Origin of the sequence: Methylobacterium sp. Leaf88 (genome assembly GCF_001422795.1) — a bacterium.
Lineage (GTDB): Bacteria > Pseudomonadota > Alphaproteobacteria > Rhizobiales > Beijerinckiaceae > Methylobacterium.
The window spans coordinates 1-12,747 of the sequence record NZ_LMMK01000016.1; the positions used below are offsets into that span (position 1 = coordinate 1).

General features: G+C 71.0%; 6 protein-coding genes and 1 pseudogene. 2 read left to right on the top strand and 5 right to left on the bottom strand.

The window, feature by feature from the left end; translation table 11 throughout:
* The 4 genes from ASF20_RS11135 to ASF20_RS11150 all read right to left on the bottom strand — a co-directional run.
* Window positions 1–1,337: autotransporter domain-containing protein (locus tag ASF20_RS11135; protein WP_156648035.1), on the bottom strand; the 1,337-nt coding region annotated here is incomplete at its 3' end.
* Between the two features lie 156 nt (window positions 1,338–1,493).
* Window positions 1,494–3,182 carry an S-layer family protein gene (locus tag ASF20_RS11140; protein WP_056274164.1) on the bottom strand — a complete coding sequence of 563 codons (1,689 nt, stop codon included), beginning with the start codon at window positions 3,180–3,182 and terminating at the stop codon, window positions 1,494–1,496.
* A gap of 491 nt (window positions 3,183–3,673) precedes the next feature.
* On the bottom strand, window positions 3,674–7,303 hold the full coding sequence (locus tag ASF20_RS11145) for a glycosyltransferase (RefSeq protein WP_056274167.1): 3,630 nt from the start codon (window positions 7,301–7,303) through the stop codon (window positions 3,674–3,676).
* Window positions 7,300–8,187: a glycosyltransferase gene (locus ASF20_RS11150; RefSeq protein WP_244476398.1), complete on the bottom strand. Its 888-nt coding sequence runs from the start codon at window positions 8,185–8,187 to the stop codon at window positions 7,300–7,302. The genes ASF20_RS11145 and ASF20_RS11150 overlap by 4 nt, the downstream gene beginning before the upstream one ends.
* A gap of 444 nt (window positions 8,188–8,631) precedes the next feature.
* On the opposite strand from ASF20_RS11150, the gene ASF20_RS11155 reads away from it, so the two are divergent.
* Window positions 8,632–10,173 (top strand): hypothetical protein, encoded by a 1,542-nt coding sequence (locus ASF20_RS11155; RefSeq protein ID WP_056274169.1) that lies wholly within the window; start codon window positions 8,632–8,634, stop codon window positions 10,171–10,173.
* 4 nt (window positions 10,174–10,177) lie between these two features.
* A complete protein-coding gene (locus tag ASF20_RS11160) occupies window positions 10,178–12,016 on the top strand; it encodes a glycosyltransferase (protein WP_082501290.1) in 1,839 nt (612 codons plus the stop codon).
* A 109-nt stretch (window positions 12,017–12,125) separates the two neighbouring features.
* Here the strand turns inward: ASF20_RS11160 and ASF20_RS23280 are convergent.
* A pseudogene (locus tag ASF20_RS23280) lies at window positions 12,126–12,300 on the bottom strand (serine protease); the annotation flags it as partial.
* Between the last annotated feature and the right edge of the window lie 447 nt (window positions 12,301–12,747).

Sequence of the window (12,747 nt, forward strand, 5' to 3'; positions counted from 1 at the left end):
GGGCATCGGATAAACACCTCACGCGAAAGCGTTGTCGGTGTCCACCAAACCGGGGCAATCCCAATCTGTGCGTTGTCCGTGTGCGCCCGCTCGCCGGTGCGCGACAGGCCGACATCGACCGAGCCGTAGCCCGCCGCGATGCCGAGCACCGTTCCGGGCTGGGTGTGGGCGTCGATGCCACCCGCAAAGCCCGCGATGGTCTCGGTGCGACCGGCCGCGTTCGCGGTGCCGTCCACCGTGCCGAACTGACCGTAGCCCGTGGCCCAGACGCCGTAGCCGCGGTTCGTCGGGACGAAGCGCGCCTCCGGCACCGACCGACGCTGCGGCAGGTCGGCGGCGTAGACGGCGGGCGGCAGGGTGAAGCCGTCCTGGCCCGGTTCGAAGATGGCGGTGTAGCCGCGCTGGACGAGCTGGTCCGCGAAGGCCCGGCCGGCCCGCAGCTGCGGATCGGCGACGGATGCGTAGCCCTGGCCGGCCACGCGGTCGAGCAGCGCCGCGTTGGCGCCGTCGCTCTGGTAGTCGAGGGTGGTCAAGGCGCCCGTATTGCCGGCGAGGGCCGCATCGAGGCCCCGGGCGGCACTGGCCTGGTTCTGCGTCCGCGCCACGAGGCCGAAGCTCTGCTGGGCCAGCGTGACGTAGGCGTTGGTGGCATCGCTCGAGGCCACGGCACGGATCAGCGTCGGCAGGGCATTGCTGGTGGTCACGGCGCTGAAGCCCCCGGTGATGCCGCCCTGGGCCGTCACGAGGGTGTAGCGCGTGCCCGGACGGTACTGACCGTCGGCTTGAACGAGGCTGGCCGTGCCCGCGAGCGTCGCGGTGCCGTCGACGCTGAGGCGGGCGGCCTCGCCGGTCGCCGCGACGGCCGTGCTGAGCGTCGCCCCGGCGGTCTGGGCGAAGGCGCCCGAAACCGAGAGGGTCCCGTAGGCCGCCGTGGCGTTGCCGGGCGCGACGGTCCCGCCATTGGTCAGCGTGCCGCCGATGCGCCCGGTTCCGAGGAGCGTCCCGCCGGCGGCGACTTGCGTGTCGGCATTGAGCGTCGAATTCACCATGAGGGATCCGCCGGCGACCGTCGCACCGCCCGAGAAGCTCTGGGTGGTGCCGGCGGCCAGGGTGTAGGCATCGCCCTGCGCCGAGAGGGTGGTGAAGCCCGAGACGTTGCTCGCGAGGGTGCCGGCCCCGGTCAGGACGAGGGCGTTGCGGCCGCGGCCCTGCGCGACGATGTTGCCCTGGATCACCGAGCCGGTGCCGAGGGTGATGGTGTTCCGGCTGGCGGCGACGTCGTTCAGGGTGATGCCGCCGGTGATCGTACCGGTGTTCGCGAGGGCGTGGCTGCCCATGCCGTAGAGCAGGCTGCTGTCGATGCGCCCGGCATTGGTGGTGCTGCTGTTGCGCCGCGCGGTGCTGGTGGCGACCTGCGGGTCAGAATCGGTGAAGCGGACGTCGCCGCCGATCGTCCCCGTGGCCGCGTTGGTGAGCGTCGCGGTGCCGTTGCCTTAGACCACGATCGCCTGCCCGCCGGCCGGCCCCGCGATCGTGCCCGCATTGGCGATGGTGAAGCTCTGCGCACGGCCCTGGATCGCGCGCGTTCCGGTGCCGGTGGCCGAGATCCGGCCCCCGGCCTGGTTGGTCACGGTGAGGGACGCCACGTCGTCGTCGGAATCGATGGCCGCCACCGCGGCGGTGCCGGTGCTGGTCGAGGCCCGGGTCGCCGAGATGGTGCCCGCGTTGACCACCGACATCGAGGCGATGTTCTCGCCGGCATAGATGCCGCGGGAGACGCCGATGCCGTTCTCCGTCACCGCGATGGTGCCCTGATTCACCACCGCGACGTTGCTGAAATCGGCCCCCGTCGAGTTGGCGAGTGCGCCGTAGACCCGGTTGGCCGCCGTGTTGGTGCGCCCCGCGGCCCCGGTTCCGGTGATCGTGCCGAGATTGACCACCGTCGTGTTCGAGCCCGACAGGTTGACGGCCTTGTTCGTGAGGGCGTTGGCGACGGTGAGCTGGCCCCCCGAGCCCGTGACCTGCACGACGCCGCCGACGGTCTGGGTAGAGCCGGCCCCGAGGGTCAGGGTTCCGCCCGCCACGGTGAGGTTTCCGGACAGCGCCTGCGTGGAGCCGGCGCCCGTCGTCCAGGCGCCGCCGGCCTGGGTCAGGCTCGTGAAGCCGGTCACCGCCCCCATGAGGGTCCCGGTGCCGGAGAGCGTGAGGGTGTTGGTGCCGAGGCCCCGGGCGGTGATGTTGCCGCCGATACTGGAGCCGGTGCCGAGGCTGACCGCGTTCACGGTTCCGGCGACGTCGAGGAAGCTGATGCTCCCGCCGATCCGGCCCGTGTTGGTCACCACCGCGTTGCCGCCACCGAAGGCGACCGTGCCGGTGATCGTTCCGGCGTTGGCGACGGTGCCGGAGCGGCGCAGGTTCACCAGGGTGGCGCCAGTCTGGAGATCTTGATCGAACAGCCGGATATCGCCCGAGACGACGCCGGTGGCGGTGTTTGTGAGGGTGGTGCTGTAGGCGCGCGGCGTCGTGGCATCGCCCGCGTTCCCGGCGTTCAGCGCGTAGGTGGCGATCGCCGCCTCTCCGGCCGTGGTGTTCTGGATCGTGCCGCTGTTGTTGATCACGAGATCGGCCGCGCGCCCGTTGATCGCGCGGGTGTTGACCCCCGTCGCCGTGATGCGCCCGCCGGCCGCGTTGTTCACCACCAGGCGGTCGGTGTCGTCGTCGGAATCGACGCCCGCGACGAGCGCGGTGGTGGCGGTTGCGGTCGGGGCCCGGGTGGCGCTGATGAGGCCCGTGTTGGTGATCGTGAAGAGCGTCGTGTTCTCGCCCGAGTAGATTCCGCGCGCGATGCCGTTTCCGTTCTGGACGACGCTGATCGTGCCGCCATTGGTCACGGTCGTGCTGGCGTATTGGGCGCCGTTGGGTGCGCTCGAATAGGCGCCATAGAGCCGGGTCGTGGCGTTCCCCGCAGGTGCGACGAGGCTGATCGTGCCGGTATTGTTCAAGGTCGAGAGGTCGCCCGCGAGGTTGACGCCGAAATTGTCGCGCGCCTGGCCGGCCGGATTCGTGATCGTGCCCGCGTTGTTGACGAGGCTGCCGCCGACGACACGAATGTTGGTGAAGCTGGGATTGGCGCCGCCACTCGTCTGAACCGGCGTGACCGTCGCGCCGGGAGCGACGGTCACGGTCAGGCCCGTGGCGGCTGCGGGCGCGACGTACCCCGTCGACGTCCCGAAGCAGGCAATGGTCTGGCCGCTCGTCGGTGTCCCCGGTTGGCAATCGGCGCTCGCCTCAGAGACGAGGACAGACCAGGCCGGAACAGTCAGAAGCAACGAACGGCGCAACGTCAAGCCTAGGCCTGCCATCGATTCACTCACCAGAGTTTTGATTCTCTCATACCGTTTTTTTACCGGCTAAGCGAGCAAAAAACTCTACGGAGTGTGCGAGTCAAATGTAATCCACGTGATCTACAAAGAATCGATCCCAAGAAACAAAAATATCACATCGACTTCGCAGCAAGACATCGGCATCACGCGGGCTCGGGAAAGTCAAGTAATCTTGGAATGGTCTTTCGGAAAGAACGGCAGGACGATCTGGCATTCTGCGGTCAGGCCGGCGGCCCCCCCCGACACGTCGAAGCGCGCGGTCGGCGGCGGCCATCGGGACGGCTCCCATGTCAGGTCCCATCGAGCGCCGGGATCAGGGCTTCGCGGAAGCCCGCGAACTCGACCGTGCGCCAGCGGTAGCACTGATAGAATTGGACGCGCCCGCTGGTGACGGCCTGGACGGGGATCATGAGGTCGAAGCCGGCGGAGCGTGCCAGCGCGGTCCCGAGATGCGCCTCGATGTCCGGCCGTTCGAGAGGCGCGCCGATGCAGATCCGGCTTCGCCCGTTCTCCTCCCAGCGCGCCACCACGCACAGGGCGGAGCCGAGCCCGCGCAGGAACGCCCAGCCCTGGCACCGGATGGACCGGACGTCGTCCTCGGCGGTGAGCGCGACCGCGTTGAGGTTCGGCGCCCGGCGGATCACCTTGATGAAACGCCGCCGGAAGGCCGCGGGGAGGGTCTCGGTGTCCCGACAGCGCCCGTGCCCCTCGCGGACCTGAAGCCGGTCGGGCAGCGCGATCGCCGGGCCGGTCCCGCGGCCGGTGCGCAGGAGGACCTCGTAGGGGTCCGGCCGCAGGCCATTCAGCGCCGCGACGAAGCGGAGTGTTCCGTCCGAGGCGGCATGCGCGTCCGCGTCGAGCCGGAGCGTCGCGCCATCGGACCTCTGGAGCCAGACCTGGACCGCCTCCGCTGGGACGTCGGGCAGGCAGGCCTCGAAGGCCCAGACCTCCGCGGCCGAACCGACGAGCACGCCGTCGCAATTGGGCAGGCTCTGCCGGATCCGCCGGGGCACGCCTCTGCGCGGAGTCTCCCAGTCCGGGCCGGCCCCCTGCGCCGCCCGGAAGTGGCCCGCCCGCGCCGCGCCGAGATCGCTCGCGGCGAAGATCCGCAGCAGCCCGCGGGTGACGATCCGGTGGGTCGCCGTCACCTGGATCAGGTCCACCGCGTGACTTCCGAAACTCAGACCCGCGAGGTCGACCTGTCCGGCGAAGCCCGCGTCCCGCGCCGCGAGGGTCCGTAGATGGTCCAGCACGTCCTGCCGGCTCTCGGTCGCAAGGGGGGCGTAGGACGTGCTCGTGCCGTCGCTGAAGCGCAGATAGGTCCGGTAGGGTCCCCGGCTCTCCGACAGGTGCATCCAGCCGCGCAGGGAGAGGCTCTGGAACACGACGGCGTTCCCGCTGCGATCCAGGCGCCGGCGCTGATCGGTCCAGAGGGCGTCGATGGCCCAGGCGAGGGCCGGATGGCTCAGCGGACGTTCCAGGGCGGGCTTGGCCGCGTCCGCCTCCGGCAGGGCGTCGATGTGGGCGACCGCCGGGAAGGTCTCGGGGAAGCCGCCGCCATCCGAGAGACGGCTCCGGTCCCAGAGGATGTCGTTGCTGACCCAGGACGGCGCGTTCACCTGAAGCGCGAGGTCGTCGAGGGACAGGTCGTAGGCGCCCGGGCGCCGGTTCGGGACCCGCTCGTGCGGGCAGGGCCGCTGCGCGATCAGGCCGGCATACAGCCGGTGCAGAGCGTCGAGATGCGCGTCCACCGACGGGAAGGCCTTGCGCCGGATGGTGGTGCGCATCGCCGCGAGCTGCTCCCGGTCGAAGAGGAGGGCCAGGAGCTTCGCCCGGACCGCGCCGGGATCATGCGGCGGCACCCGGAAGCCATCGATCCCGTCGCGGACCCGTTCGGCGGGCGCGCCGAGGTCGCTGACGATGGGCACGAGGCCGGCCTGCCAGGCCTCCGTGAGTGCGATGAGGAAGGTCTCGGGCCAGGTCGAGAGGTGGAGGGAGACGTCGCACCCCTGCAGCTGGGCGACGATGCCGCGCTGCTCGTAGGGGCCGTGGACCGTCACGCGCTCCGCCGGCAGGCCGCGCAGGCGGCCCGCATGGTGGGGGCTGACCTGGCCGTGGATCCGGAACCGGATGGGATAGCCCTCGCAGGTGCGGATCAGCTCGATCACGTCGTCCCCGCCCTTGTGGTGGGTGAAGTTGCCGATCACCGCGACCACGAGGGATGCGGGGGCCTCCGCCGCGGGAGGTGCCTCGGGGGGTGCGGCGGCCGGCGTCGGGACCAGCATCGCGATCTCGACGACGCGGTCGGGGGCGATCTGCGGATGGAAGGCCCGCAGGTAGGCACCGGTGGCCGGGGTGCTCGTCACGAAGGCGTCCACCGCGCCGACCACCTGCCCCAGGAACGCATCCCGGCGCGCCTTGGCGCCGGCGGGATAGTTGTGGCTGGCGGCGAGGCACGCGTCGCATTGCTCCCGGCCGCGATGAACGACGTCGCAGAAGCGGCCGTTGTGGTCGAGCAGGAGCCAGCGCTCGCAGATCAGGTAATGGTCGTGGAGGTGCTGGACCACCGGAACGCCGCAGGCGCGCGCGATGAGCGGCAGGCTCAAGGGCCAATGCAGCAGATGGTGGATGTGCAGCAGGTCCACCCGATGCTCGAACAGGATGCGGGCGAACTGCCCCTCAACGTTCGGGTCGGTGAGCCGGGGCAGGCCGACGGCCCCGCCGGGCAGGTTGAGCGCGACACCGGGGCCTTCGAGGCGCATCTCCCAGGTCTCGCCGCGGAAGACCGGAAACAGGAAGAGCAAGTCGTAGCGGTCGCCGAGCCCGGCGAGGGCCTCCTGGTAGACCTCGACGCCGCCGCCCTCGCGATGGCCCAGGCGGTTGTGCGTGAGGATGAGCACGGTCCTGCGCGGGGCCGAGGCGGGGGGGCGCTCGCCGCGGGCGGAGGCCGTGCGCCGGTCGGGGACGGCCCGCTCCAGCATCGTGGCGATGCGATGGTCGTAGAGGTGCTCGGCCAGCGTCCGGGCGCGCGCGGCGCGGGCCTGGGCGAGCCGTTCCTCGGGGACCGACAGCATGCGGGCGATGGTCTCTGCGGCCTGCGCGTCGTCCGTGCAGAGCTGGAATTCCGTGCCGGCGGCATAATAGTCCCGCACCTCCGGCTCGGGCGACACCATAACCTGGAAGCCGCCGGCGAGAGCGGTCTCGAACAGGCGCGGGGGCGGGGTCGATCCGGCCGCCTGCTCGGCGGCGCTGCCGGAGAAGACGCGCGGCAGGGTGAGGACGACGCGGCTGCGGTTGGCCAAGCGTGCGAAGTCGAGATTGCCGCAGCGCCAATCCGTGGCGAGGGAGCGGTCATGCAGGTCGGGCGGCCCGATATGGACGTTCCAGGGCAGGGCGATCTTGACCCGCAGGTCGGCGGGCAGGAGCCCCAGGATCGTGTTCAGGCTCGCGACCCGGTTGGGCCAGGCGGTCCCGACGAAGAGCAGGTCGTAGCGGTAATGGCGGTCGTCCGCGCCGACCGCGAAATTTTGGAAGAGCGGGCTCGCGGCCAGAGGCAGGTGGACGGCGCGGCCCTCGTAGGCGGCGACGCTTCCGCGGTCGTTGGTGAAGACGATGTCGAAGCAGTCGGAGAAGCGGACGTTGGACGCACGCTCGTAGGGATCCTCGGTGGTCCACAGGATGCTGAGGCGGGCCAGGCGCGCGAGCCGGCCGAGCAGGGGCGCCTGCATCCGGGCGCCGCCGAAGGCCAGGACCGTGTCAAGCCCCTCCGCCAGGAAGGTCGCGAGGGCGTCGCCGTGATGCGCGACCACGACGCGCGCCACGCCGGGGTGGCGCCGCAGCGCGTCCGCGATGGCCAGGACGATGTAGTGGTTGTGCGTCCGCGGCTCGGTATCGAGGAGCAGGATCGAGAGATCCGTCATGCGCGCGCCGATCCGCGCGGCTCCGGACGGGGCACGGCAAGCAGATCTTCCAGGTTCTCCGGCGCGGGGCGGGCCGGGAGGCCGCAGAGTTCGAGGATGCGCCCGGCACGGCACGCATAGGTGTGATCTCTCAGAGCGCGCCGCTGCGCCCGCTCAGCGATGGCGAGGATCGCGGCCGGCTCGTCCCGAATCCGCTCGAGGGCCCGGGCGATGTCGCGGGAGCCGTCGACGAGTAGAATCTCCTCGTCCGGCTCGAAGGCGTCGCAGATCTCCAGACCGGTCGCGAAGTAGAGTTGCGTCGAGCCCGACAGCGCCACCTCGAAGGTGCGCGGTCCCGGCGTCGCCTGCGGCAGGGCGAAGCGCCGGTTTGCGATGTCGAGATCGCGGCCGATGTTCAGCGTCAGCCAGGCGGCGGCGGCGTGGTCGGCCATCTCGTCCGCGGTCAGGCGTCGGTTGTGCGCGCAACGCAAGTCGGCCGGCCAGTCGCAGCCGAGAATCTCCACCGGGTGGCGGGACAGCAGATCGTCCGCCCGCCGGAGGAGCGCGACCCGGTTCGGATAGGCGACGCCGCAGAAGAAGATCGCGATGTCGCGCGGCAGGCTCGGGTGGATGGGACGCAGGTGCCGCGTCGGGGACGCGGCCAGCGGCAGGTGGTGCACCGACCCGTGCCGGTAGTGATGGACCGCCCAGCTGTCGTTAGAGAGGACGATGTCGGCCAGGAGCTCCGCCTTGAACGCGTAGTCGAACTCGTAGGGATCCTCGGTCAGCCAGAAGGCGAGCTGGGCTCCCACGGCGTCGACGGATCGGCGCAAGGCACCGAGGCCGGCCGCATCCGGCACGAGGCTGCCGACGGCGACCACCAGCTTCGGACGCAGGCGACGCACCCTCTCGCAGGCGAGCTCTAGGGGCGCCTGCCCGACTGCGGCGCCTCCCAAGCGCTCGCTCAGTCCTTCGACAAGGTAAGTTCTGATGGCAGGATTGATATTGACCGCATCAGATGTCGTGCCAGTTACGAGAACTTCGATCGTATCCGGATAAATGTGAGATGCGAAATTCATTTATTCCGTCGATCGGCGTGTGGCGTTGCGAGGGTTTGACTTCCGTCTTAGAAAAGCAATAACTTATTTTTCGAAAGCTGTCTATGTAAACGAGTGTCGACAACGTAATCGGGAAAGATGAGTAAGAGCGGTATTGCTTTTCGGCAAGACGATCGGGAGAATTCGGCAATCGGAAGCGGGTCCGGTGCGCAGGGAGCGGGCGGCGTTGCCGGGACGGGCGGCCCGGGCACCCTCACGGCAGCCAATATCCTCCTGCCGGTCGCGGAGGCTGTGTCCGGAGACGTTCTCCTGCTCGGATCGGTGGCGCCGAGCCTCCACGCCCATGCCGCGGCGCTGGCCGGATCGCTGACTGCCCACGCGCGGCGGCCGCCGGAGGCCGACCCGGTCGACGGCCCCCCCGCCTATGATACGATCCTAGCCTTCGATCTCTTCGCCCCGGCCGACGAGGCCGTCCCGCTTGCGCTGCGTGCGCTGCGGCGAAGCCTGCGGCGGGACGGACGGCTGATCCTGGCGCTGGGGACGAAGCCGCCGGGACGCGGCGCCTCCGCCGCGGGGCAGCACGGATCCCGAGATCCGGGCGGCGGGCCGGGCGCCTGGGCCTGCCTGCGCCGAGCCCTGGAGGCGGCCGGATTCCCGCACCAGCACTGGTGGTATCCGTTTCCGGACCATCGCGGCGCCCGCACCGTCCTGTTCGAACGCGGCCTGGCTCTCGGGTCCGGGCTGGATGCCGCGGCCCTGGCGGGGGACGCCTCCGGCGAACGCCGCGCTTGGCGGCGCATCGCAGAGGCCGGCGGACTAGCGGACCATGCGCCGTCCGCGCTCGTCCTGGCCTCGGCCGTCGGGCTCCCGGCGGAGGAGCGCCTCGCCCTGCAGATCGGCCACGAACGGCGGCCGGAATTCAACAAGGTCGCCACGATCCTGACCCGGGCGGAGGGTCCACCGGAGGTTCGGCGCGTGCCGCGCCGGCCCGGATTGCCGCGCTGCGTGGCCGGCGTCACCAATCGATTCCCGTCCGAGGCCCTCGCGCCCGGCCAGCCCTGGCCCGAGGCCCTCGAGGCGGTGCTGGCCCGCGACGGCTGGACCGAGTCCGACGTGGCGACCTGGGCCGAACGCTGGATCACCGCCGTCCTGGCCGCGTTTCCGGAGGCCGATCCGGGCGGCCGGTCGCCGGATGCCGCCACGCTCCTGCCCGGTCATGCCTTCGATGCCATCCCGCGCAACCTGCTGGTTCATGGAGGGGAGGCCACCTTCATCGACCTGGAATGGACGCTCGACGCGCCCCTCGACCTCGGGCACCTGCTCGTGCGCGGTCTCGTCGACACCTTCCTCACCACGCCGATTCGGGGCTGTCCCGCACCGGGGCTCGACCCGACCTTCCTGACCTTGCTGCGCGCGTGCACCGAACCGCTCGGAGACGGCCTCTCCGATGCCGGGATCGCCGAGCGCCTCGACCGCGAGGCCCGTTTCCAGCGAGTCGTGGGCGGGCATGACCCGAAGCGCAACTTCGCGTGGCTCGCGGCCACCCATCCCCTGTCCCGCTCGCAGCTGCTCCTGCGCGCGACGACCCTGGCGGACGAGGTCGCTGGGCTGCGGAGCGAGCGCGCCGCGCTCGTCGACGCCCGTGACTCGGCGCAGGCGCAGACCGACCGCGTCATCGTCTATGCGGCGGAACGGGATCGCGAGGCGGAGCGCCTGGAGGCCGCGCTGGCCGCAGCCGAGGCCCGTCTCGCGGGGCCGCCGCCCAGGCCCCCCGGCCCGGCCATCCGCCTCGGCCGGGCCGTCCGGGGCCTCGTCCCGTGGAAGCGGACCTAGCGCGATGCGCCTCCTGGTTGCCTGCGATCATCTGGCCCTGACCGGAGGCCTGATGCGGTTCGAGCGCGTCGGGCAGGTGCTGGCGCGTTGGGGCGGCGAACTCGCCTTCCTGTGCCTCGGCGAGGGCGTCGACGATCGGCCGGCCGGCTTCGCGAGCACGCTCCGGCACCTGTCGCGCGCGGCGGCGCTGGAGGAGACCTGGGACGCCGTCATGGTCCCAGGCGGCGGCTTTCCCGATGCCATCGTGGCGCGCCTCGCGAGCCTGCGAGACCCTCGCCTGGGCCTGCGCGTCCAACATTTCCTGAACGGTCCCGGCCGCCGTGAAGCCTATCAGCGCGTGACGCAGGCCTTTGAGCCCGACCTGATCGTCGTCAACAACGCGCATTGGCCGGAGGCGGATCTCGCCGCGTTTGGCCGGCCGTTCCGCCGGGTCGTCGGCGGGGTCGACTCAACCCTGTTCGCGCCGCCCGTCGCCCGGCCGCCGCGCACCGGGCGATATCGTCTCGGCGCCATCGCGAACAAGAATCCGGCAGCCCTCTTGGACGCCCTTCGCGCGCTCGGCGCCGCGTGGGAGCTGCACTGGTTCGGCCGTCCCGACCCGCGCGAGCCGGCGCCTCCGGACGACCTCCTGGCATCGGGCCGGATCGTTCGGCACGGTGCCTTGTTCGGCGAGGCGCTGGCCGCGTTCTACGCCGGCCTCGACGTGTTCTGCAGCGTCGAGTTGCAGGCGGGCTGGTGCAACCCGGCCGCCGAAGCCATGGCCAGCGGAACGCCCCTCGTCACCACGCCGCACGGCACCCTGGCCTTCGCCGAGCACGACATTACCGCGCGGGTGATCGAGATCGCCACGGGTCCCGCCATCGCGGCGGCCGTCGAAGCCGTGCGGACCGATCCCGAACGCGCCGCGCGATGCGCCCGTGCCGGGCGCGCCCGCATCCGCGACCTTACCTGGGAGGCCTATACGGCCGAACTCCTGGCGGCGATCCGCGGCGGGCTCGCGGATGGGACCGCTCCGGCCTGGGCCACGGCGCGCATCGCCGCGCTCGTGGCCGAACACGGTCCGGCACCGGACGATTTCGACGCCGCCGGATACCTTCGCCTGCACGCAGATCTCGCGGCCCTATTCGGGCGCCCGTGGCAGGGCCTGCTGCACTACCTCGAGCATGGACGCCGCGAGGGCCGCCTCCATCCCTCGACGCGAAGCCGCGCGCAGGAGAAGGCCGCGCAGGCCGGGCGCATCGCCCTCGTCCTCGACGGGCTCGACGGCTCCGGCAAGTCCAGCATCGCCCGGGAAGTCGCCGGACGGATTGGCGCGACGGTGCTCGATCCCTTCGGCGGCCGGATCGGCGGCCTCATGGTCCTCCTCGCCGAGCGGGGCGCGCATGCCCTGGCCGACGACGTCGCGCATGCCGCCGTAGCGCTGGCCCTGCAGCAGGCCCCCGACGGCCCGGTGGTCTTCGATCGGCACTGGTTCACCGCGTCGCAGCTCCTGTCGCCGGCCTACCGGGCCGGCTGGGCACCCCACCCCCGCACGGTCATGTGCTGGGCGGATCGGCCAACGACGGTGGCCCGCCTGGTCGCGCGCGGGGATGCCCAGGCCCGCGCGCGCATGAGCGTTGAGCGGATCGAGACCTACCGGCGCCTGGCGGACGAGCTCGGTCTTCCCCTCCTCGACACCTCGCGCATCTCTCCGGCGCTGGCCGCCGAGCGGATCCTCCGGGACTGGTGGGCGAGCCCGCCCCCGCCATCTGGGAGCGACTCGCAGGCGCACCCGCCGCCTCCGCGGGCGGGGGACCAGGAGGGGCCGTTCGGCCCCCGCGCGGGCGGCGCCGGCCCACCCTAACGGTCACGCCGTCCGCCGCGTCCGCCGTTCAGCGGACGCTCGGATCGGCGGCGAGACGAGCGCGGATGGCTTCCTTCAGCCCGCCCTCGAACAGCAGCGCCGAGCCTTAATGGTACTCGATGTCGAAGGCGCGGCGCGAGTTCATGGACAGGAAGGCGCTGTGCTGGGCGAGGAGGCGGCCCTCGGCATCGAACACAACCCAAGCCGGAGCCGCCATAGCCGTTGTTGCAGTCGTGGCGGACGCGCCGGATCGCATCCTCGCTCGGCGGGTCGACCCGGTGGATTGCCAGCCACCTATCGATGTCTCCGACGCAAGCGTCGGCTTTCTCAACTCGGTACCCGAAAGCGGACCGGCAGATATCCACCCATGTGATCAGTAGGATCCGCCGTCAGCGGATCCCGAAAACGGGCCATTCACCGGCGGCCCGAGAGCTTCGGTTCGGGGTGTGTAGCCGAAAAGCCTCGACGAACACGATAGGCCCGTGATCTTGATCGGCCATGTTGGCGTTCGCGACGGCCGTCACGTCGTCGACGATCCGAGGATCATTAGCAATTTTAGGGTCATTGACCTGAGGATTGCCTCGACTCCAGCGTCTCGCTTCCGGAGGTGCGCCCCCCGCAAGGAATGCACTCATACCAAGCCTCGCTGAGCAGGACTCACGCGGGGTAGCGTCGGCATCTCGGTCGTGATTCATTCCTGGGTTTGGAGCCTGAGGAGGATGCGATGGCTG